Annotated in this window: 23 protein-coding genes; 11 read left to right on the forward strand and 12 right to left on the reverse strand. The window is 69.6% G+C overall.

Annotated elements, in window-relative coordinates:
• Positions 1–147 precede the first annotated feature (147 nt).
• From pdhA to ACFVYE_RS12435, 3 genes are read left to right on the forward strand one after another with little or no spacing between them, the layout of a single operon-like run.
• Entirely contained in the window at positions 148–1,320 is a 1,173-nt protein-coding gene (pdhA, locus tag ACFVYE_RS12425) for a pyruvate dehydrogenase (acetyl-transferring) E1 component subunit alpha (protein WP_383967155.1), read from the forward strand.
• A 2-nt stretch (positions 1,321–1,322) separates the two neighbouring features.
• The gene (locus ACFVYE_RS12430; protein ID WP_383967158.1) at positions 1,323–2,303 is read left to right on the forward strand and encodes an alpha-ketoacid dehydrogenase subunit beta; all 981 of its coding nucleotides are present in this window, start codon (positions 1,323–1,325) and stop codon (positions 2,301–2,303) included.
• A gap of 10 nt (positions 2,304–2,313) precedes the next feature.
• The gene (locus ACFVYE_RS12435; RefSeq protein WP_389605352.1) at positions 2,314–3,723 is read left to right on the forward strand and encodes a dihydrolipoamide acetyltransferase family protein; all 1,410 of its coding nucleotides are present in this window, start codon (positions 2,314–2,316) and stop codon (positions 3,721–3,723) included.
• Here ACFVYE_RS12435 and ACFVYE_RS12440 read toward each other — a convergent pair.
• Positions 3,710–4,219 carry an ATP-binding protein gene (locus tag ACFVYE_RS12440; protein ID WP_389605354.1) on the reverse strand — a complete coding sequence of 170 codons (510 nt, stop codon included), beginning with the start codon at positions 4,217–4,219 and terminating at the stop codon, positions 3,710–3,712. The genes ACFVYE_RS12435 and ACFVYE_RS12440 overlap by 14 nt on opposite strands.
• Before the next feature lie 240 nt (positions 4,220–4,459).
• Between ACFVYE_RS12440 and ACFVYE_RS12445 the strand changes: the two genes are divergently transcribed.
• Positions 4,460–5,347, forward strand: a complete 888-nt coding sequence (locus ACFVYE_RS12445) for a DUF5753 domain-containing protein (protein ID WP_389605356.1) — start codon at positions 4,460–4,462, stop codon at positions 5,345–5,347.
• Positions 5,344–5,526: a DUF397 domain-containing protein gene (locus ACFVYE_RS12450; RefSeq protein WP_383976275.1), complete on the forward strand. Its 183-nt coding sequence runs from the start codon at positions 5,344–5,346 to the stop codon at positions 5,524–5,526. Before ACFVYE_RS12445 ends, ACFVYE_RS12450 begins: the two co-directional genes overlap by 4 nt.
• A gap of 79 nt (positions 5,527–5,605) precedes the next feature.
• Here ACFVYE_RS12450 and ACFVYE_RS12455 read toward each other — a convergent pair whose 3' ends face one another.
• On the reverse strand, positions 5,606–5,998 hold the full coding sequence (locus ACFVYE_RS12455; protein ID WP_266731429.1) for an SgcJ/EcaC family oxidoreductase: 393 nt from the start codon (positions 5,996–5,998) through the stop codon (positions 5,606–5,608).
• Positions 5,999–6,168: 170 nt separating this feature from the next.
• On the opposite strand from ACFVYE_RS12455, the gene ACFVYE_RS12460 reads away from it, so the two are divergent.
• The gene (locus tag ACFVYE_RS12460) at positions 6,169–6,765 is read left to right on the forward strand and encodes a hypothetical protein (RefSeq protein WP_389605358.1); all 597 of its coding nucleotides are present in this window, start codon (positions 6,169–6,171) and stop codon (positions 6,763–6,765) included.
• Between the two features lie 126 nt (positions 6,766–6,891).
• Positions 6,892–7,326, forward strand: a complete 435-nt coding sequence (locus tag ACFVYE_RS12465) for a VOC family protein (RefSeq protein ID WP_383976279.1) — start codon at positions 6,892–6,894, stop codon at positions 7,324–7,326.
• Positions 7,327–7,397: 71 nt separating this feature from the next.
• Here the strand turns inward: ACFVYE_RS12465 and ACFVYE_RS12470 are convergent, their stop codons facing one another.
• The gene (locus tag ACFVYE_RS12470; RefSeq protein ID WP_383976281.1) at positions 7,398–8,297 is read right to left on the reverse strand and encodes a D-alanyl-D-alanine carboxypeptidase family protein; all 900 of its coding nucleotides are present in this window, start codon (positions 8,295–8,297) and stop codon (positions 7,398–7,400) included.
• A 207-nt stretch (positions 8,298–8,504) separates the two neighbouring features.
• On the opposite strand from ACFVYE_RS12470, the gene ACFVYE_RS12475 reads away from it, so the two are divergent.
• Together ACFVYE_RS12475 and ACFVYE_RS12480 are read left to right on the forward strand one after the other, a co-directional pair.
• Positions 8,505–9,212 (forward strand): GntR family transcriptional regulator, encoded by a 708-nt coding sequence (locus ACFVYE_RS12475; RefSeq protein ID WP_383976283.1) that lies wholly within the window; start codon positions 8,505–8,507, stop codon positions 9,210–9,212.
• Positions 9,209–10,519: a nitrate/nitrite transporter gene (locus tag ACFVYE_RS12480; RefSeq protein ID WP_383976285.1), complete on the forward strand. Its 1,311-nt coding sequence runs from the start codon at positions 9,209–9,211 to the stop codon at positions 10,517–10,519. The genes ACFVYE_RS12475 and ACFVYE_RS12480 overlap by 4 nt, the downstream gene beginning before the upstream one ends.
• 59 nt (positions 10,520–10,578) lie before the next feature.
• Here the strand turns inward: ACFVYE_RS12480 and ACFVYE_RS12485 are convergent, their stop codons facing one another.
• Positions 10,579–11,403 carry a maleylpyruvate isomerase family mycothiol-dependent enzyme gene (locus ACFVYE_RS12485; RefSeq protein ID WP_382947193.1) on the reverse strand — a complete coding sequence of 275 codons (825 nt, stop codon included), beginning with the start codon at positions 11,401–11,403 and terminating at the stop codon, positions 10,579–10,581.
• 170 nt (positions 11,404–11,573) lie between these two features.
• Between ACFVYE_RS12485 and ACFVYE_RS12490 the strand changes: the two genes are divergently transcribed.
• On the forward strand, positions 11,574–12,374 hold the full coding sequence (locus tag ACFVYE_RS12490) for a carbon-nitrogen family hydrolase (protein WP_383976287.1): 801 nt from the start codon (positions 11,574–11,576) through the stop codon (positions 12,372–12,374).
• 27 nt (positions 12,375–12,401) lie between these two features.
• Here ACFVYE_RS12490 and ACFVYE_RS12495 read toward each other — a convergent pair whose 3' ends face one another.
• Positions 12,402–12,893 (reverse strand): LURP-one-related/scramblase family protein, encoded by a 492-nt coding sequence (locus tag ACFVYE_RS12495; RefSeq protein WP_389605361.1) that lies wholly within the window; start codon positions 12,891–12,893, stop codon positions 12,402–12,404.
• A gap of 64 nt (positions 12,894–12,957) precedes the next feature.
• Here ACFVYE_RS12495 and ACFVYE_RS12500 point away from each other — a divergent pair, with 64 nt between their 5' ends.
• A complete protein-coding gene (locus ACFVYE_RS12500; protein WP_383976291.1) occupies positions 12,958–14,784 on the forward strand; it encodes an NHL domain-containing thioredoxin family protein in 1,827 nt (608 codons plus the stop codon).
• Positions 14,785–14,818: 34 nt separating this feature from the next.
• Here ACFVYE_RS12500 and ACFVYE_RS12505 read toward each other — a convergent pair whose 3' ends face one another.
• From ACFVYE_RS12505 to ACFVYE_RS12535, 7 genes are all read right to left on the reverse strand, one after another.
• Positions 14,819–15,529, reverse strand: coding sequence for a DUF4232 domain-containing protein (locus ACFVYE_RS12505; protein WP_383976293.1), 711 nt, complete (start codon positions 15,527–15,529; stop codon positions 14,819–14,821).
• 172 nt (positions 15,530–15,701) lie between these two features.
• Positions 15,702–18,713, reverse strand: coding sequence for a BTAD domain-containing putative transcriptional regulator (locus ACFVYE_RS12510; RefSeq protein WP_389605364.1), 3,012 nt, complete (start codon positions 18,711–18,713; stop codon positions 15,702–15,704).
• Between the two features lie 131 nt (positions 18,714–18,844).
• Positions 18,845–19,066: a DUF6458 family protein gene (locus tag ACFVYE_RS12515; RefSeq protein ID WP_266359943.1), complete on the reverse strand. Its 222-nt coding sequence runs from the start codon at positions 19,064–19,066 to the stop codon at positions 18,845–18,847.
• A 104-nt stretch (positions 19,067–19,170) separates the two neighbouring features.
• Positions 19,171–20,469 (reverse strand): M18 family aminopeptidase, encoded by a 1,299-nt coding sequence (locus tag ACFVYE_RS12520; protein WP_383959466.1) that lies wholly within the window; start codon positions 20,467–20,469, stop codon positions 19,171–19,173.
• An 84-nt stretch (positions 20,470–20,553) separates the two neighbouring features.
• Positions 20,554–21,219, reverse strand: a complete 666-nt coding sequence (locus ACFVYE_RS12525; protein ID WP_383959464.1) for a hypothetical protein — start codon at positions 21,217–21,219, stop codon at positions 20,554–20,556.
• Positions 21,220–21,242: 23 nt separating this feature from the next.
• Positions 21,243–21,941: a hypothetical protein gene (locus ACFVYE_RS12530; RefSeq protein ID WP_383959462.1), complete on the reverse strand. Its 699-nt coding sequence runs from the start codon at positions 21,939–21,941 to the stop codon at positions 21,243–21,245.
• Between the two features lie 106 nt (positions 21,942–22,047).
• Positions 22,048–23,874: an acyl-CoA dehydrogenase gene (locus ACFVYE_RS12535; protein WP_383959460.1), complete on the reverse strand. Its 1,827-nt coding sequence runs from the start codon at positions 23,872–23,874 to the stop codon at positions 22,048–22,050.
• Positions 23,875–23,887 lie beyond the last annotated feature (13 nt).

A 23,887-nucleotide genomic window follows, 5' to 3' on the forward strand; every position in this document is an offset into this window, starting at 1 on the left:
GTGCTTTTGGCAGGGCGCTCGCCGGGGCACCTGTCACGCCTGTTCCCGGACCGAGCGGCACCCACCCCGTGCACGGGTACGGACACAGGCGAGCCGCACTGGCTTCCCGGCAGACCCCGGGGGCCGGACCGACGGAGGAGCACGCACGTGACCGTGGAGAGCACTGCCGCGCGCAAACCGCGACGCAGCAGCAAGCGGACCAGCGCCGTGAAAACGCCCGCTAAGACGCCCGCGAAGACGCCACAGAGTTCCGAGCCCGAGCTCGTACAGCTGCTGACGCCCGAGGGCGAGCGGGTGGAGCATCCGGACTATCAGATCGACCTGACCGCCGAAGAGCTGCGCGGTCTGTACCGGGACATGGTCCTGACCCGCCGCTTCGACGCCGAGGCCACCGCTCTGCAGCGCCAGGGCGAGCTGGGCCTGTGGGCCTCGCTGCTCGGCCAGGAGGCCGCCCAGATCGGCTCCGGCCGGGCCCTGCGCGACGACGACTACGTCTTCCCGACCTACCGCGAGCACGGTGTCGCCTGGTGCCGGGGCGTCGACCCGACCAATCTGCTCGGGATGTTCCGCGGCGTGAACCACGGCGGCTGGGACCCGAACACCAACAACTTCCACCTGTACACGATCGTCATCGGCTCGCAGACCCTGCACGCCACCGGCTACGCCATGGGCGTCGCCAAGGACGGTGCGGACTCGGCCGTGATCGCGTACTTCGGCGACGGTGCCTCCAGCCAGGGAGACGTCGCCGAGTCCTTCACCTTCTCCGCGGTCTACAACGCCCCGGTCGTCTTCTTCTGCCAGAACAACCAGTGGGCGATCTCCGAGCCGACCGAGAGGCAGACCCGCGTCCCGCTCTACCAGCGCGCGCAGGGCTTCGGATTCCCCGGCGTCCGGGTCGACGGCAACGACGTACTCGCCTGTCTGGCCGTCACCAGGTCGGCGCTGGAGCGGGCCCGCCGGGGGGAGGGGCCCACGCTCGTCGAGGCGTTCACCTACCGCATGGGCGCGCACACCACCTCCGACGACCCGACGAAGTACCGGGCGGACGAGGAGCGGGCCTCCTGGGAGGCCAAGGACCCGATCCTGCGGCTGCGTACCTACCTGGAGAAGCAGCAGGCCGCCGACGAGGCGTTCTTCACCGCGCTGGAGGAGGAGAGCGAAGCCCTCGGCAAGCGGGTGCGTGAAGCGGTACGGGCGATGCCCGATCCGGACCGGATGGCGATCTTCGACCACGCCTACGCCGACGGGAACCCGCTCGTCGACGAGGAGCGTGCCCAGTTCGCCGCCTACCAGGCATCGTTCGCCGAGGAGGGCAACTAGCCATGGCCATGGAAAAGATGTCCATTGCGAAGGCTCTCAACGAGTCGCTGCGCAAGGCCCTGGACACCGACCCCAAGGTCCTCATCATGGGTGAGGACGTCGGCAAGCTGGGCGGGGTCTTCCGGATCACCGACGGGCTCCAGAAGGACTTCGGCGAGGACCGGGTGATCGACACCCCGCTCGCCGAGTCCGGCATCGTCGGTACGGCGATCGGCCTGGCCCTGCGCGGCTACCGGCCCATCGTGGAGATCCAGTTCGACGGCTTCGTCTTCCCCGCGTACGACCAGATCGTCACGCAGCTCGCGAAGATGCACGCCCGGGCGCTCGGCAAGATCAAGCTGCCGGTCGTCGTGCGGATTCCGTACGGCGGCGGCATCGGCGCCGTCGAGCACCACAGCGAGTCCCCCGAGGCTCTGTTCGCGCACGTCGCGGGCCTGAAGGTGGTCTCGCCCTCGAACGCGAGCGACGCCTACTGGATGATGCAGCAGGCCGTCCAGAGCGACGACCCGATCATCTTCTTCGAGCCGAAGCGCCGCTACTGGGACAAGGGCGAGGTCGAGACCGACTCCATCCCTGGCCCGCTGCACCGGGCCGCAGTGGCGCGTACGGGCTCCGACCTCACGCTCGTCGCGTACGGCCCGATGGTGAAGGTCTGCCTGGAGGCGGCCGCGGCCGCCCAGGAGGAGGGCAAGTCGATCGAGGTCCTGGACCTGCGCTCGATGTCCCCGATCGACTTCGACACCATCCAGACCTCGGTCGAGAAGACCGGCCGGCTCGTCGTGGTCCACGAGGCGCCGGTGTTCTACGGCTCCGGGGCCGAGATCGCCGCCCGGATCACCGAGCGCTGCTTCTACCACCTGGAAGCACCGGTGCTGAGGGTCGGCGGCTATCACGTCCCGTACCCGCCGGCGCGGCTGGAGGACGAGTACCTGCCGGGTCTCGACCGTGTGCTCGACGCCGTCGACCGCTCGCTGGCGTACTGAGGACTGGGGCGTGACAACGATGACCGACACTTCCAACGCTGCTCGCTTCCGTGAGTTCAAGATGCCCGACGTGGGCGAGGGACTGACCGAGGCCGAGATCCTCAAGTGGTACGTACAGCCCGGCGACACCGTCACCGACGGCCAGGTCGTGTGCGAGGTCGAGACGGCCAAGGCAGCCGTGGAGCTGCCGATTCCGTTCGACGGGGTGGTGCACGAGCTGCGCTTCCCCGAGGGCACGACCGTCGACGTCGGCCAGGTGATCATCGCGGTGGACGTGGCGCCGGGCAGCGGTGACGCGGCGCCGGCTCCTGAGCCGGCCGCCGCGCAGCCGGAACCGGAGCCCGAGGCTCCCAAGGGCCGTCAGCCCGTCCTGGTGGGGTACGGCGTCTCCGAGAGCTCGACCAAGCGGCGTGCTCGCAAGGGCGCCACGGCGGCGGTGCCCGCTGCCGCGGCCGCGATCCAGGGCGAGATGAACGGCCACGGCGCCGTGGCCGTTCGGGAGAGCCGGCCGCTCGCCAAGCCGCCGGTGCGCAAGCTGGCCAAGGACCTGGGCATCGACCTGGCGACGGTCGTCCCGACCGGCGAGGGCGGGACCATCACCCGCGAGGACGTGCACGCGGCGGCCACGCCCGTACCGGCACAGGCCCCGGCGCCGATCGCCGTGGAGGCCGCCCCCGCTCCCGAGGCCCCGGCTCCGGCCGTGGTCACCACGGTGGGCGCCCGCGAGACCCGTATCCCGGTCAAGGGCGTACGTAAGGCCATCGCCCAGGCCATGGTCGGCAGCGCCTTCACGGCGCCGCATGTCACGGAGTTCGTGACCGTCGATGTGACGCGCACGATGAAGCTGGTGGCGGAGCTCAAGGAAGACAAGGACATGGCGGGGGTCCGGGTCAACCCGCTCCTGATCATCGCCAAAGCGCTCCTCGTCGCGATCAGGCGCAACCCGGACGTCAACTCCGCCTGGGACGAGGCGAACCAGGAGATCGTGCGCAAGCACTACGTCAACCTGGGCATCGCCGCCGCCACCCCGCGCGGTCTGATCGTGCCGAACATCAAGGACGCGCACGAGCAGACGCTCCCGCAGCTGGCCGCGTCCCTGGGCGAGCTGGTCTCCACGGCCCGCGAGGGCCGGACGTCCCCCGCCGCGATGGCGGGCGGCACGGTGACCATCACCAACGTCGGTGTCTTCGGCGTGGACACGGGGACGCCGATCCTGAACCCGGGCGAGTCCGCGATCCTCGCGGTCGGAGCGATCAAGCTCCAGCCGTGGGTCCACAAGGGCAAGGTGAAGCCCCGTCAGGTCACCACGCTGGCTCTGTCGTTCGACCACCGCCTGGTCGACGGTGAGCTCGGCTCCAAGGTCCTGGCGGACGTCGCCGCGATCCTGGAGCAGCCGAAGCGCCTGATCACCTGGGCGTAGCAGTCACTTCGGTACCTGTACGAGATGGGCCCGCGCGAACGGCTTCGCGCGGGCCCATCGGCATCTCCGGCCCCTGCCGCAGGGCGAGTTCGGCGAACACGGTCTTGCCGACGGAGCGCGGCTCGACGCCCCAGCGGTCCGCGATCCGCGCGACGATCAGGAGCCCCCGCCCGTAGCACTCGTCGTCCCCGGCCTCGCGCAGCCCGGGCAGCCGTTCGCCTCGCGGGTCACTGACCGCGACGCGCAGCGTGGCCGCGCTGAGCGTGAGGTGGACGCGGAAGAGCCGCCCCCTGATGGCGCCGTGCAGTAACGCGTTGGTCGCCAACTCGCTGACCAGCAGGGCCGCGTCGCCGGCCAGCCCCGGATGTCCCCACTCCCGTACGAGACGCGCGGCACGGCGCCGGGAGAAGGAGACGCTGCGGGCGGTGGGGGCGAAGTCGAGCCGGTCCTCGCGGAGGACGGGTTCGGGGACGGAGATTTGTTCGGCTGCGGTCATGGGCGTGTGCCTCCGTGGGTGCGGGCGGTGGCGATGTCGTACCTGCGGGGCGCCGGTTTCGGCGCGGGGCAGGGCGGTGCACTTCCGCCAACTGATTCCGCTGTGCGAGCGGCTGTGTGCCGAACGTAGCGATTCCAGCTATGCCACACAACATCTCGGAGATAATTTTCCCCATCAGGGTGATTGTGAGGTGCCGCCTGCCGGTTGGAGACTGTCTCCGACAACAGGAGGTGTCGAGCTGTGCCGAAGCCGCGCGCAGACATGGGGAACCGTGTGTCCACGGTCCTTGCACGTCAGTTGGGCAGTCAGCTGCTGAGCTTCAGGGAAGCCGCCGGACTGAACCAGACGCAGGCCGCGCAGGCACTCAGTGCTCAGGCGGCCAAGATCGCCAAGATGGAACATGGCTGGGTTCCGTTCCGGGATCCCGACGTTGTGGCGCTGTGCGCGGCGTACGGAGTTGACAGTCCGGACACGGTGGACGCTCTGCTTCGGCTGGCCAAGTTGGACCGGGAACGGCGGAGGGCAAAGGGCTGGTGGGCCACCTCGCTGACGCAAGGGAGCCTGCGCGAGTACATCGCTATGGAGGACGTGGCTCTCAGGCTGCGTACGTGGCAACTTGCTCTGATTCCAGGCTTGTTCCAGACACCTGAGTACATGAGGGCCCTCTCCGTCGCGGCCGTCTCGCCCGACCGGATCGACGAGGTCGAACGTCTGGTCGACGTGCGAGTACGCCGCCAGCGGCGCCTGCATGGCGACAACCCGCTACGAGTTCACGCGGTGATCTGGGAGGCGGCATTGCGACAGATGATTGGCGGCCCGCAGGTCATGCGGCAACAGCTTGAGCATCTGTGCTCACTGGCCGAGATGCCCAATGTAGACGTGCAGGTACTTCCGTTCAGGGCGGGGGTGCACTCGTGCGGTGGAGGGCCCTTCAACATCCTGTCGTTCGTAGAGTCCGGTGCTCTGGACGTGGTGCACATGGACGGATTGCGGTCCACCAACTGGGTTGAGGGGGCCGAAGAGAGCGCCGCCTACACTGAGTTGTTCGCGCGCACCTGCGCCACGAGCCTGTCACCGTACGACTCGCTGCGGGTCATGGAGAGCATTGCCAAGGGGATGAACGAGTGACCGAGTTCCGCTTCAGGAAGTCCAGTTACAGCGAGCCGAACGGCGAGTGCGTCGAGATCGCGCGCAACATACCCCGCACCGTCGCCGTCCGTGACTCCAAGCGCTCCGACGGCCCGCTCCTCGTCCTCGCTCCCGCCGCGTGGGACAGCTTCACGGCGGGCCTGCGCCGGCGACCGTAGACGCGGCGGTGGAACGGCGAGGGCGAGGAGGTCGCCTGCGATGTCCCCCGCGCCGTCGCCGTCCGTGACTTCGAGCTGTCTATTCCACCCACACTGCCGTGTTCTGGCAGGCGTGCAGCAGCCACCTTCCGTCATCCTGCTTCGTCATGACGTAGAGCGGAGCGCCTTCCGTTTCGCCCTCCGGTGAGTGGTAGACCTGCCGAACCTTGACGGCCGCCACGTCGGGCCGCAGGAATTGCGTGTGCACTGCCTCGTAGGTGATCTCACCCTCCCAGTTGGCCGCGGGCAGCACGGTGCGGGTGAACTCGGCGATCGCGTCGAAGCCGATCAGGACCTTGCCGTGGCCGGTCGTCCAGAGGGCGTCGGGGTGGAAGAGTGCGAGGAAGCCCTCGACGTCCTTGGCACGCTGAGCGCGCTCGACGGTGGCGACGACCTGTTCGATGGCTTTGATGTCTGCGGTTTCGGTGTTCATGCAGAACACTCTGGGATCTCAAGCGGACTTGAGGTCAAGGCCGGCTGCGGGATCGCCCCAGAACCTCATCAGCGCGGTACGGCGGCCCCTCTCGCCCTGGGTCCAGCCTCTTGTCAGACACCGTTGTTACGTTGACGCGAGGATCTCGCTTCGACCTCTGGAGAGTGCGCATGCACGACGAACGGCTCGCCGGGTTTTCCCGGGAGCGGCTGGACGGCCGTCCGATACCCGACGATCTGCGCGTGCTGCTGTTGGCGCAGTGGGAAGGCCGCACCGACTTCACCCACCTTCTCGACCTCGACTTCTTCGAGGCGGGAGAGGTCCACCCGCTCCTGGACACCAGCTATCTGAGCGAAAAGGAACTCGCGGACCCGGAGATGCAGGCCGTCAACGCCGCAGCCGCGGAGATGGCCAAGTACGTCAAACTCGTGGCGAAGGGCGGAAAGGGGTGGATTGGCTACTGGCTGCACCCCGACGAACCTGGGGATCGTGCCTGGCACCTCATGGAGCTGGACACCGAGTTCACCTTCTGGGGCCTGGTCGGTCTCACCCTGACCGAGGGGGTCGCCGCCGAGCGGGCAAGCTACCAGGACGAGCCCGACGAGCGAATCGCGTTCACACAACTGGCCGCCGAACTCGCCGAGCTCGGCCTACCGATGAGCACCCAGGACTACGACGCCCTCGATGACACCGAGTACATGGTGGCCCCGGAGGAACTCATGGAGGAGCTGATCGAAGCCGAACGCAAGAAGCGCGGTCTTCGCTGAGCGGGGAGACGCCGACGCCCCGGGTGGGCGAGCGTCGAGGTGCCGTAAGTGTCCAGAAGGACGCTCGGAATCCCGGGCTCAATAATGGGGAACTGGTGTGCGGAGGCCCGCTGTTAGGGTGGCCGAATGGCATCGGTGAGGAAGATCCAGATCACTTTTGACTGCGCGGACCCCGAGCGTGTCGCCCGTTTCTGGTGCGAGGTGCTGGGGTACGTCGCACCTCCGCCGCCGGAGGGGTTCGACTCCTGGGACGCCTATAACGACTCATTGCCGCCCGAGGAGCGGGGTGCGTGGTTCGCGTGCTCCGATCCCACGGGTGAGGGCCCGCGCATGTACTTCCAGCGCGTTCCCGAAGGCAAGGTCGCCAAGAACCGGGTGCACGTCGACGTGCGGGCCGGCACCGGGCTCGTGGGTGCGGAGCGGCTGGCCGTGCTTGAGGCCGAACGTGATCGGCTGGTGGCGCTCGGCGCGGTGTGCACGAAGGTGCTGTATGCCGACGAGGACAACGAGTCGTGCATCAACATGCAGGACATCGAGGGCAACGAGTTCTGTCTCGACTGAGCATCCTCCGGCACAGAAAGAGGGGGCCCGCATGGCGCGGGCCCCCTCTTTGCGTGCGTTGCCGGGCCGGACTACTTCTTGAAGGAGTAGTCCATGATCTTCTTCATGTCCGCGGAACGGGTGGTCGCGCTCGTGGAGGAGAGAACGGTGCCGATGACCGTCTTGCCGTTACGGGTCGCGGCGAAGACCAGGCAGTACTTGGCCGTCGGGCCGGACCCGGTCTTCACGCCGATGGCGCCGCTGTAGCTGCTGAGCATCGTGTTGGTGTTGGACCACGACATGTAGCGGTAGCCACCGGTCTTCGTGGTGACCTTCTGCTTGGTCGACTTGGTCTTCACGACCGCGCGGAACGTGGAGTTCTTCATCGCGCTGCTGGCGATCTTCGTCAGGTCGCGCGGCGTCGAGTAGTTCGAGCCGTTCCCTATGCCGTCGAACGAGTCGAAGTGGGTGTTCTTCAGCCCGAGGGACTTGGCCTGGGCGTTCATCTTGCCGATGAACGACTTCACGCGGGCCGCGCGGGTGGTGCCGGAGCCGAACTTGTCGGCCAGCGCGTAGGCGGCGTCGCAGCCGGACGGCAGCATCAGGCCGTACAGCAGCTGGCGGACGCTGACCTTGTCGCCCACGATCAGGCGGGCCGACGAGGCACCCTTGGAGACGATGTAGTCGCTGTACGCCTTCTGGATCGTGACCTTGGAATCCAGGTTGAGATTCTTCTGGGCCAGGACGACCTTGGCGGTCATGATCTTGGTGGTGGAACCGGTGGAGCGACGGGTGTCCGCGGCCTTGCTGAACAGGGTCTTCGCGGTGCCGTTGTTCATCACGTAACCGCCCTTGGCGGTGATCGTGGGGGTGGGAGGCGTGGCGGCCTGCGCCGTGGAGGCGAACACGCTGCCCGCGATGACGGCACCCGCGGTGAGGGCCACGGTGGCAGTGGCGGAAACGCGGTTTATGCCCTTAATGCCGATTTTCAACTTGAACGCTCCAAATGCCCCTGGAATGCGGCCACATGAGGGTGCCGCTCGGTGGTGAGACTCATGGGACCGGGGGAAGGATGTGCTGATTCCTGAGGCAATTTCGGAGCTAAGCGTGGTTCGGGTCCTGGGGTGGCGCCCATCCCGAACCTGTCCGGATCCCGGACGGCTTTCATCATGTACGCATGTTGTATCTATGCTGTGTACATGCCTGCCGCACCCCCAGCCGTGAAGCCCCCTGCGAAGTCCGCCGCGCAGTCGGCCGTGAAATCTTCCGTCAAGCAGCCCCCCGCCGCCGAGCGCGTCTACGCCCATATCAAGGAGGCGGTCCTGGACCGCCGCTACGAAGGCGGCACGCTCCTCACCGAAGGTGATCTCGCGGAGGCTGTCGGTGTCTCCCGTACGCCTGTGCGTGAAGCGCTGCTGCGGCTGGAGGTCGAGGGGCTGATCAAGCTGTATCCGAAGAAGGGTGCTCTCGTTCTCGCCGTCTCCGCGCAGGAGATCGCGGACGTGGTGGAGACCCGGCTGCTCGTCGAGGAGTTCGCGGCCCGCAAGGCCGTTCCCGCCTCTGCGCAGTTGATCGGACGGCTCGAGGAACTTCTCGATGAGCAGCGGCAGTTGGCCGAGGCCGGGGATCTGGCCGCCGTGTCCGTGAAGGACCGCTGCTTCCACGCCGAGATCGTGCGCAACGCGGGCAACGACATTCTCTCGCGCCTCTACGACCAGCTGCGCGACCGGCAGTTGCGGATGGGCGTCGCCGTGATGGAGGCGCACCCGGGCAGGATCGCCGCCAACATCACCGAGCATGGTGAGCTGCTGGAAGCGATCAGGTCCGGTGACGCGGACGGTGCCGCGCAGGTCGTGCGGCGTCATGTCAGCCGGGTCAAGGTGCTGGTCAGGGGTGAGGACCGGTGAGTTCTGCCGCCGCTCCCACCCTGTCCCTGCCCGGAGATCCACCCGGCGGCCGGCGTGCCGCGTGGGTCTGGGGCATCGGTGTCGCCGTCTACTTCGTCGCCATCATCTTCCGCACCAGCCTGGGTGTTGCCGGACTGGACGCCGCCGACCGGTTCCACGTCAACGCCTCCGCGCTGTCCACGTTCTCCATCCTTCAGCTGCTCGTCTATGCGGGCATGCAGATACCCGTCGGCCTGATGGTCGACCGGCTCGGCACCAAGAGGGTCCTCACCCTCGGGGCCGTTCTGTTCACCCTGGGGCAGCTCGGCTTCGCGCTCTCCCCCTCGTACGGCATGGCGCTGGCGTCCAGGGCGCTGCTCGGCTGCGGCGACGCGATGACCTTCATCAGCGTGCTGCGGCTCGGTGCCCGCTGGTTCCCGGCCCGGCGCGGTCCGCTGATCGGGCAGGTCGCCGCGCTCTTCGGGATGGCGGGCAACCTCGTCTCGACGCTCTTCATCGCGAGGGCCCTGCACGGATTCGGCTGGACCACCACCTTCGTGGCCAGCTCAGCCGCCGGGGTTCTCGTCCTCGTGCTTCTTCTGCTGTTCCTGAAGGACCACCCCGAGGGCCACGAGCCGCCGCCCGTCGAGCATGCGGGCGCCGCCTACGTACGCAAGCAGCTCGCCGCTTCCTGGCGGGAGCCCGGCACCCGGCTCGGGATGTGGGTGCACTTCACCACGCAGTTCCCGGCCATGGTGTTCCTGCTGCTGTGGGGGCTGCCGTTCCTGGTGGAGGCGCAGGGGCTGAGCCGGTCCACCGCCGGTGAGCTGCTCACCCTGGTGGTGCTCTCCAACATGGCGTTCGGGCTGGTCTACGGGCAGATCATCGCCCGCCACCACGCGGCCCGTGCCCCGCTGGCCCTCGGGACGGTCACCGTGACGGCCCTGCTCTGGGCGTCGACCATCTTCTACCCGGGCGACCGTGCGCCGATGTGGCTGCTGATCGTCCTGTGCGTGGTGCTCGGCGCGTGCGGTCCCGCCTCGATGATCGGCTTCGACTTCGCACGGCCCGCCAACCCGCCGGAGCGCCAGGGCACCGCCTCGGGCATCGTGAACATGGGCGGCTTCATCGCCTCGATGACCACGCTGTTCGCCGTCGGCGTGCTGCTGGACGCGACCGGTGACAACTACCGGATCGCGTTCGCCTCGGTCTTCGTACTGGAGGCGCTCGGCGTCGTACAGATTCTGCGGCTGCACTCCCGGGCCACGCACCGCGAGCGGGACCACCATGTGGTCAGCCGCGTGGAAGCCGTGCACGTACCCGTGTAACGCGCCTGATCGGCGGCGCGCCCGCCCTCGCACGACGGGCGCCGCCGACCACGGTGGCGCTACGGCGTCACGGCGAAGTTCTGCAGGATCGCCTCCGCCAGATCCTGGTCGCCCTCGACCTTGATCCGGTCCACGACCGCACCTGCCCGCACCCGTCCGCAGGCGAGGCGGAAGTACGTCTCCCAGTCCATCGCCAGTGTCACTGCGGGTCCGAGCGACGGCGAACCGTCCACCGAACCGCGGCCCTCCGCATCGACCCTGACCGTGCGCAGGAACTCCATCGGCCCGTGCACATCGAGCACGACCGCCGAATTGGCCGGTGCACCCGCGTCCTTGGCGACCACCTTCGGCAGCGCGGCGAGCAGGGTGTCCCGGACGACAGAAGCGCCGGGGGAGTCCAGATTGCCGGGCTGCCCCAGCGTCGCCCGCAGATCCTGCTCATGCACCCAGACGTCGAAGGCCCGCATCCGCAGCGCCAGTTCGAGGGTCTGCTCGGCGCCGAGCGGCGCCCGGACCATGGTCTCGGGGTCACGTGTCTCGTTGCGCAGCTGACGTGCGCGGCGAATGATCGTGTACTCCAGCTCGGAGGTCATCTCCGGCGCGGTGTGGTGGCGCCGCACATCGACCTGCATCTCCATGTAGCGGGCGAAGTCGTTCTGTACATGGTAGAGATCGCGCGGCAGCGTGTGGATCGGACGCGGGTCGCCGAGCTGCTCGCACTCCATGCCGATGACGTGCGAGACGATGTCACGCACCGACCAGGCGGGGCACGGAGTACGGCGGTTCCACTCTCCCTCGGCGAGCGGCTTCACCAGCTCGGCTATCGACTCGATGGAGTGGGTCCAGGCATCGGCGTAGGTCTGGAGGCTGGGATGGACGGTCACGGGACCCCTCGTGCGGTTCTGCGGTGCATGGGCTGGAGTGCTGGGCGCGGGCGGCGGGCTGCGTGGGAGGTTCGATCGCTAAGTTACGCTGCGAGCAGGCACCCCGGCAGTGCTTTCGTGTGACGATCGTAGGCCCGTGTTGACGGCTCGAATGCCAGGACGGTGGTAGTGTGCGCGCCTCCCTCATCCAGATCGCAGTAGACCCGGACGAATCCGTCAATTCCCGTAGGCAACGCGCGGCTTCGCTGATCGCGGCCCAGCGCGGTGCGGATCTGGTGGTTCTTCCCGAACTCTGGCCGGTCGGCGCGTTCGCGTACACCGCCTTCGCGGACGAGGCCGAGCCGCTCCAGGGGCCCACCCACGACATCATGGCGAAGGCCGCGGCCGACGCCGGGGTCTGGCTGCACGCAGGCTCCTTCGTCGAGCGTGCGGCCGACGGCACCCTCTACAACACCGCGCTCGTCTTCACACCCGAAGGTGAGCGGGCCGCCGCGTACCGCAAGATCCACCGCTTCGGCTTCGACAAGGGCGAGGCGGTCATGATGGGCGCCGGCGAGGAGCTGGTCACGGTCGCCCTGCCGCAGACCACCCTGGGCCTCGCCACCTGCTACGACCTGCGCTTCCCGGAAATGTTCCGCGGCCTGGTCGATGCGGGCGCCGAGACGCTGATCGTCGCGGCGGGCTGGCCGGAGCGCCGTCGCGCCCACTGGACGCTGCTGGCCCAGGCCCGCGCCGTCGAGAACCAGTCGTACGTCCTGGCCGTCGGCACCGCGGGCACCCACGCCGGAATCCAGCAGGCCGGACACAGCATCGTCGTCGACCCCTGGGGCGAGGTGCTTGCGGAGGCGGGCGCGGACGAGGAGGTGCTCACCGTGGAGTTCGACCCGTCGAAGGTCGCCGCCACGCGCGAGCAGTTCCCGGCGCTCAAGGACCGCCGCCTGGGGCCGGCCGGGCCACAGACGGGCAAGTAGTCACGTTTCACGTGAAACACGCCGGGGTCAGTCATCGTGCTCCTTGTCCGCGAGCACGATGACGCACACGGATACGGCGATGAGCAGTGCCGCGTCGGCGTCCTCCCGTACGACATCGATCCCGTACATGTCCCGGACGGCCGGCCAACGCCGTGAGATCTGGGCCAGCAGTTCCCCGTCGTAGTCGATGGCGAACTCACGGTCCAGGATCTTGCCGCTGACATCGAGCTCGGTGCCGTCCACCAGCGTGACCCGGTAGTGGTTGCGCAGCAGCGACAGCCGCTTGAGCTTGATCCTGGCGAGCTGTTCGCCGTCGCGTTCGATGAGCATCGTGTCGCGCAGGCTGAGCAGTTTCTGCCGGATCTCGACCAGGACCCGGCCCTGCGTGTCCTTCAGCTCGAAGGTGTCACGCACCCGCATGGCCTTGCCGTCGACGAGGAAGACCTTGCGGCCGTCGGCGTCCTCGATCCAGTAGTCGTCACCGACGGCGAAGAGCCGTTCACGCACCAGGAATCTCATGGCTCACAGGTTCCTCCAAGACCCTCCGGAATGCGTGCGGGCCACGGTGTTGTTGACTGTTCACATGGCAACACGTGCACGCGTCAGGGCCCCCGAGCTGATCGGCAAGGGCGGCTGGCTCAATACAGGCGACCAGCAGTACACCCTCGCTGACCTGCGAGGGCGCATCGTCATCCTGGATTTTTGGACGTTCTGCTGTGTGAACTGTCTGCATGTCCTCGATGAGCTGCGTGAGCTGGAGGAGAAGCACCGCGACACCGTCGTGATCATCGGTGTGCACTCGCCGAAATTCGTTCACGAGGCCGAGCACCAGGCCGTCGTCGATGCCGTCGAGCGGTACGAGGTCCACCACCCGGTCCTCGACGACCCGGAACTGGCGACGTGGAAGCAGTACGCCGTACGGGCCTGGCCCACGCTCGTCGTCATCGACCCCGAGGGCTATGTCGTCGCCCAGCACGCGGGCGAGGGCCATGCGCACGCCATCGCGAAGCTGGTCGAGGAGCTGGAGGCCGAGCACGGCGCGAAGGGCACGCTGCGCCGCGGCGACGGCCCCTACGTCGCGCCCGAGCCGGTCGCCACGCATCTGCGTTTCCCGGGCAAGGCCCTGCTCCTGCCCGACGGCGGGTTCCTCGTCTCCGACACCACCCGCCACCGCCTGGTCGAGATCGAACGTGACAGTGAAACGGTTCGCCGTCACGTCGGGACGGGGGACAGGGGATTTGCCGACGGCGGGCCCGAGGAGGTCCGGTTCTCCGAGCCGCAGGGGCTGGCCGTGCTTCCCGACGGCCGGATCGCGGTCGCCGACACCGTCAACCACGCCATCCGCGCCCTCGACCTCACCACCGGGATGACGACGACCCTCGCCGGTACCGGCCGCCAGTGGTGGCAGGGTTCGCCGACGACCGGCCCGGCCCGCGAGGTCGACCTCTCATCCCCCTGGGACGTCGCCTGGTTCGCGGACCGGCTGTGGATCGCCATGGCGGGCGTGCACCAGCTGTGGACGTACGACCCCGCGACGGAGACCGTGCGGGTCGCGGCGGGCACGACCAACGAGGGCCTGGTCGACGGGCCGGCCGACGAGGCCTGGTTCGCCCAGCCTTCGGGTCTCGCCACGTCGGCTGACGGGGAGCGGCTGTGGGTCGCCGACTCGGAGACGTCCGCCCTGCGGTACGTCGAGCGCGACGGCACCGGCTTCGCCGTCCGTACGGCCGTCGGCACCGGCCTCTTCGACTTCGGACACCGCGACGGTGCCGCAGATCAGGCCCTGCTCCAGCATCCGCTGGGCGTGACCGCGCTGCCTGACGGGTCCGTCGCCGTGTCCGACACGTACAACCACGCGCTGCGGCGCTACGACCCCGCGAGAGGTGAGGTCACCACCCTGGCCACGGATCTGCGCGAGCCCAGCGATGCCGTGCTGGTCGAAGGCGATCTCGTCGTCGTCGAGTCCGCCCGGCACCGGCTGACCCGGCTGCGGCTCCCGGAGGAGGCCGTACGCGTCGCCGGCCAGGCGCACCACACGCAGCGCGCGGCCACCGAGATCGCCCCGGGCACGCTCCGGCTCGATGTGGTCTTCCAGGCGCCCGCCGGGCAGAAGCTGGACACCCGGTACGGCCCCTCGACCCGGCTGCTGGTCTCGGCGACCCCGCCCGAGCTGCTGGCGGAGGGCTCCGGTCCCGGTACCGATCTGTTCCGCGACCTGGTCCTGGCCGACGGCGTCACCGAGGGCGTCCTGCATGTGTCCGCGATGGCGGCGTCCTGCGACGACGACCCGGAGAACGAGTACCCGGCCTGCCATGTCCACCAGCAGGACTGGGGCGTCCCCGTCCGCGTGAGTGCGGAAGGAACGCCCCGGCTGCCGCTGGTGCTGGCAGGGATGGACGAGCAGGCCTGACGGTTCGGGTCCTGATGGTTCGGGACCCGACCGCTCAGAAGTCGTCCGCGCCGTTGCGCAGCTCGTACGTCCAGTAGCCGGTCTTCGCCTTCGCCGGGTCGGCGAAGATGCCGGAGGCACCGGGTGACTGCACGGCGGCCTGGCCGCCGCCGCCCTGGAGCACGACGGAGAAGGCCGTCACCGGCTCGCCGGCCTCGTCCTTGCCACCGTCCGACACCTTCACCAGCGCGTAGGCCGGTGCGCCGGAGCTGAGCACGACGGCGGCGGCCGGCTTGCTCTTGGCGACCGCCGGCACGTTCTCCTTGTGGCTTTCCAGGAACTGGATCTCGGGGAAGCCCTTCATCTCGCACTTGTGGCCCGAGGTGTTCTTCGCCGTCAGGACGATGTGGGTGTAGGGCGGGCCGCCCTGGTAGGCGGCGGTGATCTTGACGTCCTTGGTGGTGCAGACGGGGGCGGCCGCGGATCCGGTGGAGTCCTTCGCGGTGCCGCTGCCCTTCGAGGCGCTGGTGTTCTTCGCGGTGCCGCCACCCGACGTGGTGCCGGTGTCCGCTGTGGTGTCGCCACCCGCCGTGGTGCCGGTGTCCTTCGCGGACTCGGACGAAGAGGCGGCCGATGCGGAGTTGTTCTCCGCCGGGCCGGCGGACTTCGTGCCGGAACCGTCGCCACCGCAGGCGGTGAGGGCCAGGGCGAGCACGGCGGTGGTCGCAGCGGCAAGGACGGTGGTGCGGTTGCGGAACGTACTCATGGAAATTCCCCCGAGTGTGACGGTGAGGCGAACGCCGGGTCATTTGGCGAGCGCCTCTGACCTGCTGACATTCATGAGTCTGGGGTCCGCCGCTCATGTTCTGCTGCCGTCCCGCTAACGTCCGGCTGACGTCCGGGCCCCTCACCCTCACGTCGCTGCGCCGGGGCGCGGCTCACTCGTCGTCGGCGAGCCGCCGGACCGCCTGTTCGTACCGCTTGCGGTACTCCGACTCCGCCGTGACCTGCAGCAACGCTTCGAGGGCCCGTACCGCTCCCTCGTCGTAACCGGCGTGCTCCGCCTCCCGGGCTGCCCGGTCCAGCAACCGGATGCCTTCGCTCTCCTCGCCGAGCGCCAGACGCGCCTCACCGCTGATGGTCAGCAGCAGCACCCGGCGTGCGGCCTCCTCGTGCTCGGGCCCGAGGTCGAGCGCCGTCCGGGCGGAGTCGAGGGCGTCCTGCGGCCGGTTCGCGGCGAGCTGCATCCGGGCGAGGTGCTGCAGCGCGAGCATCTCGGTGTGTGCGTCGCGTTCTTCGCGGGCCAGGCCCACGGCTTGTCCGCAGCCCTCCAGCGCCATGTCGAGCGCGCCTTCTTCGGCGTGCACGACGGCCAGGTTGATCAGCGCGGTCGCCTCGCCGAGCCGGTCACCGGCCTGCCGGGCGAGGCCGGGCGAGCGCTCCAGCAGGGTGACGGCCTCGGCGGTCCTGCCCTCCTCGGTCAGCACCCAGCCCAGCAGATTGATCACCCGCGACTCGGCGTACGGATCGCTCTCGGTGCGGGCGGAGTCCAGCGCCAGTTCCAGCAGCGGGGCCCAGCTGTCCCGTACCCGCCACACCACCTGCGGCCACTGGAGCAGGATGATCCGCCAGGCCCGGTCGTCGAGCCCGGCGGCCCTGGCCGCGACGGCGGCCAGGGCCAGGTCGTCGCGTTCGGTGGCCAGCCAGCGCATCGCCGCCGCCCGGTCGGTGAAGTCCCTTGTCGCGGCGGGGCGGCGGTAGTCGTCCGGCAGGACGAAGCAGGGCTCACCGCCGGGTTCGGCCGTGTCGGCGGCGGCGAGCGCGGTGGCGATGTAGTGGTCGAGGACACCGACGAGGGCCTCGGACCCGGACGCGGGGTCCAGACCGCGGGCGTAGAGGCGTACCAGATCGTGCAGCCCCCAGCGCCCGGGTGCCGTCTCGGTGACGAGGTGGGCGGTGGCGAGCCGTTCCAGCGCCGCTGCCGCGACGATCGGGTCCGTGCCGGCGAGTGCGGCGGCCGTGTACGGGTCGAAGTGGCTGCCGGGGTGGTGGCCGAGCCGGACGAACTGGTGGACGGCGTCCGGCGGCAGCTGCTGCACGGTCAGCCGCAGCGCGGCCGAGACACCGGTGTCGTCCACGTCGAGGTACGTCAGCCGGCTGCGCTCGTCGGCCAGTTCGTCGGCCAGTTCTGCCAGCGTCCAGTGCGGACGCCCCGCCAGCCGGGCCGCGGTGACACGCAGGGCGAGCGGCAGGCCCCCGCAGAGCCCGGCGAGCCGGCGGGCCGCCACCGGTTCGGCGAAAACCCGTTCCTCGCCGAGGACACCGGCCAGCAGGGCCGTGCTGTCCTGCGGTTCGAGTATGTCGAGCGGAACGGGACGGGCCGCGTCCGAGGCGATGAGGCCTTCCAGCCGGTGCCGGCTGGTGACCAGCGTGACGCAGTCGGTACCGCCCGGCAGCAGTGGCCTGACCGTGGCGGAGTCGCGGGCGTTGTCGAGGACGACGAGCAGCCGGCGCCGGTCGGTCAGGGAACGGAAGAGCGCCGCTGCGGCGGGGACGGACTCGGGGACGCGGCGCGGCGCGACGCCGAGCGCCAGCAGGAACTCACGCAGCACTTCGATGAGTGCGGGCTCACCGGTGTCACTGAACCCGCGCAGATCGGCGAAGAGCCGTCCGTCCGGGAAGACGGCGGGGTTGCGGTGCGCCCACTGGAGGGCCAGCGCGGTCTTTCCCACACCGGCCGGTCCGGTGACCAGACAGACAGGCGCCTCGCCGGCCGCGGCCCGGGTGAGTGCGGCCAGTTCGACGCCCCGCCCGTGGAAGCCGCGGGGTGCGCGGGGCAGCAGATCGGTGGGGTGCGGCTCGCCGACGAGGGGCGGTGGGGGGAGGGGACGGGGAGACGGCGGACCGGGGATCAGGGCCGCACCGGCTCCCGCCCCGTCCCCCGTACCGCTGATCAAGGCGCCCGGGCGGTCGGCCGGTTCGGCCCCCGTATCCGGCTCGGCCCGGCGCTCGGCCACCGGACGGGCCACGGACACAGCCCCGTTGCTGGTGGCGATGCCCGTGTCGTTGCCGTTGCCGTGACCGCTCCCGCCGCCCGTGCCACTGCCGGAGCCGATGCGCAGCCGGACCGGACCGCGTATCGGCGCTGCCGGGCCGTCGGCCGTGTTCCGTCGGGCGTCCGGTGCGGTGTCCCGTCCGGCGTCCGGCCCGGGGTCGCCGCGCAGGATCAGCGCGTACGCATCGGCGAGCTCGTGCCCCGGGTCGACCCCCAGCTCATCGGCGAGCAGCCGCCTCGTGCGGTGGAACCAGTCCAGTGCCTCCGACTGACGACCCGCCCGGTACAGCGCCGTCATCAAGGCCGCCGCCAGCGACTCCCGCATCGGATGCGCAACCGCTTCCGCCCGTAGCGCCGATGCCGCCCGGCCGTGCTCCCCCAACATCGTGTAGGCGAGGGCCAGTTGCTCGACAGTCGCCAGCCGTGACTCCTCCAGCGAGTGCGCGGCCGCCTGGAGCGGCGGACCGGCGAACGCGCCGTTGAGCGCCGGCCCCTGCCACAGCGACAGGGCATCCTTGAGCATCAGTACGGAGTCGGCGGGGCTGCGCTGCTCCCGCGCCAGCATCAGCAGTTCCTCGAACCGCTGGGAGTCCAGCAGGGTCTCCGGTACCCGCAGCAGATACGCGGCGCCGAGGGTGACCAGCTCCACCCCGTACGCCTCCGCGTCCGCGCCCACCAGGAGGGCGCGCAGCCGGGACACATGCCCCTGGATGACGCCACGGGCGTGCAGCGGCGGTGTGTCGTCCCACAGGCAGTCCGTCAACCGGGCGATGGAGACCGGCGTGTTGGCGGACAGCAGGAGCGCGGCGAGCAGGCTGCGGCGTTTGGCGGGGCCGAGCGGCAGCGGCCCGGTGAGTGTGTCGACGGAGACGGTGCCGAGCAACCGGAACTCCACGCGTGTCTCCCCTTCCGGGCGGGATGCGCCCGAGGTGGGGCTCGGGACATGTCCCAGAATATCGGGGGTTCCGAGGGGCCGACGACGGGTCACGCCCGGTCGGCGGGGCGCGACCTGACCGGCGCTGTGAGTCAGGGGTAGCGGCGCTCGTCCTCGGACACGACAGTGGTACTGGGCGGCACGACCATCCGGCGACGCCGCGCGATGCTTGCGTAGACGAAGACCCCGATGATGCCGACGATCATCATGATCCAGCCGACCAGGTCGACGTTGACGGTGTCCATCTTCCAGTCGGTGGCGAAGGCCAGTATCGCCCCGGCACCGATGAGGATGATGCATCCTCCGAGTCCCATGAATCCCGCCTCCTCGACGGCCCGGTGGTTCCGGGCCGGTGTACGGATCGCGTACCCGGCCCGGCAACGACCATGCCCGGGGCTGCGGTCGGGGCGGCGGAGACTCAGGGCGCCAGGAACGCCGTCATCGCGTTGGCCAGCAGATACGGGTCGTCCGCGCCGCACAGTTCGCGGGCGCTGTGCATCGACAGGATCGCGACGCCGATGTCCACGGTCTGAATGCCGTGCCGGGCGGCGGTGATCGGCCCGATCGTGGTGCCGCACGGCATCGAGTTGTTGGAGACGAACGTCTGCCACGGCACGTCCGCCTTCTGGCACGCCGCCGCGAACACGGCCCGGCCGCTGCCGTCGGTCGCGTACCGCATATTGACGTTGACCTTGAGGATCGGTCCGCCGTTGACCACCGGGTGGTGGGTCGGGTCGTGGCGCTCGGCGTAGTTGGGATGGATCGCGTGACCGGTGTCCGAGGAGAGACAGACGGTCCCGGCGAAGGCGCGGGCACGGTCCTCGTACGTACCGCCGCGGGCGAACACCGAGCGTTCCAGGACCGTGCCGAGCAGCGGACCGTCGGCGCCGGTGTCGGACTGCGAGCCGTTCTCCTCGTGGTCGAAGGCGGCCATGACCGGGATATACGGAAGTTCGGCGTCCGGCTGCCCGGCGACGGCGGCGAGCGCGGCGGTCGCCGAGTGCACGGAGAGCAGGTTGTCCATCCTGGGCCCGGCCAGCAGCTCACGGTCCCGGCCCAGGTAGGCGGCCGGTTCGACGGCGTGCGGCATCAGGTCCCAGCCGGTCACGTCCTCGGCGTCGACGCCCGCCTCCTCGGCGACGAAGCGGATCAGGTCGCCCTCCTCGACGTCCCCGAGCCCCCAGATCGGCTGCATGTGCTTCTGCCGGTCGAGCTTCAGGCCGTCGGAGTTGGCCGAACGGTCCAGATGCACGGCCAGCTGCGGGACGCGCAGGAGCGGCCGGTCGATGTTCACCAGCCGGTGCGTGCCGTCGCGCAGCGAGATCCGGCCGGCGAGACCGAGGTCCCGGTCGAGCCAGGTGTTGAGGAGCGTCCCGCCGTAGATCTCCACGGCGATCTGCCGCCAGCCGTACGCCCCGGTGTCGGGCAGCGGCTTGACCCGCAGATTCGGCGAGTCGGTGTGCGCCCCGACGATCCGGTACGGAGTGTGCGCCGCGGCGCCCTCCGGCACGTACCAGGCCACGATCGCACCGCCGCGCAGGACGTACTTCCCCCCGCTGGTGCCGTCCCAGGCCGCGGTCTCCTCGACCTGTCGGAATCCGGCCTTCTCCAGCCGCTCGGCCGCGGTGGCCACGGCGTGGTACGGGGAGGGGGAGGCCATCAGGAAGGCCATCAGATCGTCGGTGTGACCGCGGTCGAAGCGGAGGGAGGAACTCATGTTCTTCACTGTAACGAGGCCGGACCGGCCGGAATCACCGTCGTCCGCGACCGGCCGCCGCGGGCGCCGTACATGGTCGCCCGCTCAGTGGCCGGGGACCGCGGCGGAGGGCTTGTCGCCGTTCTGGGCCTGTTGTGCCCGCTCGGCGAACATGGCGGCGAACGCCTTGACCTGCTTGTCGGGGACGACCGATTTGCCCTGGGTGGCGGTGCTGATACCCAGGACGGTCGTGCCGACCCGGATCTGCGTGATCGTGGCCGGACCGCCCAAGGTGCCGACCTCGGCGCGGTTGGCCTCCCGGTCGTCGCCCGGGCTGCCGAGGTCCACCCTCTCGGCGTTCTGGCCGACCCGGTCCCCGCCGTACCACTCGGCCAGGGCGTCGTAGGCGGCGTCCGCCGCCTTCTCGTCCTTGTAGGCGAGGGCCCAGAAGTCCAGCGTGGTCGCGTCGGCCTTCCGAACGAAGGCCGAGGAGCCCCAGGCCGTGGCCTTGCCGCAGGCCGTCTCCCGCTTCTCCTTGCTCGTGGTCCTGCAGACCGGCGGCGGGTAGTCGGGCACCGGCTCCAGGGCCTTCGGCTCCAGGTACATCCGCCAGCCCGGTACGGCCTTCGCGTCCGGCAGTACCGAGGCGACCTGCCCGCTGTCGAGCGCCGCTGCCTTGCTGCCGTCGCCGCTCCCGCCGCCGCAGCCCACGAGCAACAGCGCCGCCGCCCCGGCCACCGCGCCCCGTATGCACCTCTGCTGGTTCTTCATACCGCCTCCTGGGGCGATGGTTGTCACGTACGGTCGAGCGCCGCGGACGGCTTGTCGCCGTTCTGGGCCTGCTGCGCGCGCTCGGCGAACAGGGCGGCGATGCGCTTCGGGAAGTCCTTGTCGAGCCGGTCCGGGGCCACGGTCGACCCGGAGGCACCGATCCAGAGGATGGCGGTGCCCACCCGGATCTGGCCGGTGACCGCTTCGCCGTGCCGCCCGGCCGGTCCGGCGGAGGCGGCGCGCTGCCGGCCCACCGTGCCGAGATCGACGTTCTCGGTGCCCGACTTGCGCCAGGCGTCCCGCCACAGCACCTCGTACGCGGCCTTGGCGTCCAGCTCGTCCTGGTAGGTGAGCAGCCAGAACCGGGCCTCGGCCTTGTCGTCGTCGCGCCGGAAGGCGGCCGAGCCGAAGAAGCGGGAGCGTTCGCAGCCCTGGGTGCCCGCACCGGGACAGAACTGGCTCACCATCAACTTGGTATCCATGGAGCCCGAGGCCGGCCGCTCGGTCACCTGCCAGCCGGGCATCGCGGCCTGGTCCGGCAGCACTGCCTTGACCTGGTCCTCGGCGAGCCAGGCCGCCTTGGCGTCGCCACCGGAACCCGCGTCCGCGCCGCCTCCGCAGGCTGCGAGGAGCAGCGTCGCGCAGGCGGCCGCCGCAGCCCGCACGGCCATGACCCCGGCCCGGGTACGCCGCGTGGACCGTGCGGCTCCGGTGGAACTCACGTGTGGACCTCCCCCTCAGGACTCGGATGCCGATCATAGGGACATGACAACGCCGCCGCCCGAGCGGTCTCGGGCGGCGGCGTTGTCGTATCCGGTGGGCCGGAGGCTAGAAAGCGGCCTCGTCCAGCTCCATCAGCGAGTTGTCGACGGACTCGGCGAGCGCGCGCTCGGCGGAGACGCCCGGCAGGACGTTCGCGGCGAAGAACTTCGCGGCGGCGATCTTGCCCTGGTAGAAGGCGACATCCTTCGCGGAGGCGGCCGGCAGCTTCTCGGCCGCCACGGCCGCGCCCTTGAGCAGCAGGTAGCCGACGACGACATCGCCGGAGGCCATCAGCAGGCGGGTGGTGTTGAGGCCCACCTTGTAGATGTTCTTGACGTCCTCGCCGGTCGCCGTGAGGTCGGTGATCATCGTGCCGACGATCGCCTCCAGGTCCACGGCCGCCTTGGCGAGCGAGTCCAGCGCACCGGACAGCTCCTCGTTGCCCTGGGCGCCCGCGAGGAACTTCTTGATCTCCTCGGAGAGGGTGTTCAGCGAGGCACCCTGGTCGCGGACGATCTTCCGGAAGAAGAAGTCCTGGCCCTGGATCGCCGTCGTGCCCTCGTACAGCGTGTCGATCTTGGCGTCACGGATGTACTGCTCGATCGGATACTCCTGGAGATACCCGGAGCCGCCGAACGTCTGGAGCGACTGCGCCAGCTGCTCGTACGACTTCTCGGAGCCGTAGCCCTTCACGATCGGGAGCAGCAGGTCGTTGAGGCCGTGCAGCGCCTTGGCGTCCTCGCCCGCGGTCTCCTTCTCCTGGATCGCGTCCTGGACGGAGGCGGTGTACAGCACGAGGGAGCGCATGCCCTCCGCGTACGCCTTCTGCGTCATGAGCGAGCGGCGCACGTCGGGGTGGTGCGTGATGGTGACCTTGGGGGCGGTCTTGTCCATGAACTGCGACAGGTCCGTGCCCTGGACGCGCTCCTTGGCGTACTCCAGCGCGTTCAGGTAGCCGGTCGACAGGGTCGCGATGGCCTTCGTGCCGACCATCATGCGGGCGAACTCGATGATGCGGAACATCTGGCGGATGCCGTCGTGCTTGTCACCGATCAGCCAGCCCTTGGCGGGGTGCTGGTCGCCGAACGTCATCTCGCAGGTGTTGGACGCCTTGAGGCCCATCTTGTGCTCGACGTTCGTCGCGTACACGCCGTTGCGCTCGCCCAGCTCGCCGGTGGTCCAGTCGAAGTGGAACTTCGGGACCATGAAGAGCGAGAGGCCCTTCGTGCCCGGACCTGCGCCCTCGGGGCGGGCCAGCACGTAGTGGATGATGTTCTCGGACATGTCGTGCTCGCCCGAGGTGATGAAGCGCTTCACGCCCTCGATGTGCCAGGAGCCGTCCTCCTGCTCGACGGCCTTCGTGCGGCCCGCGCCGACGTCCGAACCGGCGTCCGGCTCGGTCAGCACCATCGTCGAGCCCCACTGCTTCTCGACGGCGATCTCGGCGATCTTCTTCTGCGCCTCGTTGCCCTCGTCGAAGAGGATGCCGGCGAACGCCGGGCCCGAGGAGTACATCCAGACGGCCGGGTTCGCGCCGAGCAGCAGCTCCGCGTAGGACCAGATCAGGGAGCGCGGCGAGGTGGTGCCGCCGATCTCCTCGGGCAGGCCCAGACGCCAGTACTCGGAGTCCATGAACGCCTGGTACGACTTCTTGAAGGTCTCCGGGACCGGCGCGGTGTTGGTCTCCGGGTCGAAGACCGGCGGGTTGCGGTCGGCGTCGGCGAAGGATTCGGCCAGCTCGTTCTCCGCGAGGCGGGCGACCTCGTCGAGGATGCTCTTCGCCGTCTCGACGTCCATCTCGGCGAACGGGCCGGTGCCGTACGTCTTGTCGCGCCCGAGCACCTCGAAGAGGTTGAACTCGATGTCGCGGAGATTCGACTTGTAGTGCCCCATGGGAAGGCTCCGT

Origin of the sequence: Streptomyces sp. NPDC058239, assembly GCF_042882185.1 — a bacterium.
In the GTDB taxonomy this organism is placed as follows: domain Bacteria; phylum Actinomycetota; class Actinomycetes; order Streptomycetales; family Streptomycetaceae; genus Streptomyces.

Coding starts and splice junctions, on each gene's coding strand:
- ACFVYE_RS12430 (WP_383967158.1), top strand. CDS start 1,323: ATGGCCATGGAAAAGATGTCCATTGCGAAGGCTCTCAACGAGTCGCTG.
- ACFVYE_RS12440 (WP_389605354.1), bottom strand. CDS start 4,219: ATGACCGCAGCCGAACAAATCTCCGTCCCCGAACCCGTCCTCCGCGAG.
- ACFVYE_RS12455 (WP_266731429.1), bottom strand. CDS start 5,998: ATGAACACCGAAACCGCAGACATCAAAGCCATCGAACAGGTCGTCGCC.
- ACFVYE_RS12460 (WP_389605358.1), top strand. CDS start 6,169: ATGCACGACGAACGGCTCGCCGGGTTTTCCCGGGAGCGGCTGGACGGC.
- ACFVYE_RS12465 (WP_383976279.1), top strand. CDS start 6,892: ATGGCATCGGTGAGGAAGATCCAGATCACTTTTGACTGCGCGGACCCC.
- ACFVYE_RS12475 (WP_383976283.1), top strand. CDS start 8,505: ATGCCTGCCGCACCCCCAGCCGTGAAGCCCCCTGCGAAGTCCGCCGCG.
- ACFVYE_RS12495 (WP_389605361.1), bottom strand. CDS start 12,893: ATGAGATTCCTGGTGCGTGAACGGCTCTTCGCCGTCGGTGACGACTAC.
- ACFVYE_RS12500 (WP_383976291.1), top strand. CDS start 12,958: ATGGCAACACGTGCACGCGTCAGGGCCCCCGAGCTGATCGGCAAGGGC.
- ACFVYE_RS12505 (WP_383976293.1), bottom strand. CDS start 15,529: ATGAGTACGTTCCGCAACCGCACCACCGTCCTTGCCGCTGCGACCACC.
- ACFVYE_RS12515 (WP_266359943.1), bottom strand. CDS start 19,066: ATGGGACTCGGAGGATGCATCATCCTCATCGGTGCCGGGGCGATACTG.
- ACFVYE_RS12520 (WP_383959466.1), bottom strand. CDS start 20,469: ATGAGTTCCTCCCTCCGCTTCGACCGCGGTCACACCGACGATCTGATG.
- ACFVYE_RS12525 (WP_383959464.1), bottom strand. CDS start 21,219: ATGAAGAACCAGCAGAGGTGCATACGGGGCGCGGTGGCCGGGGCGGCG.
- ACFVYE_RS12535 (WP_383959460.1), bottom strand. CDS start 23,874: ATGGGGCACTACAAGTCGAATCTCCGCGACATCGAGTTCAACCTCTTC.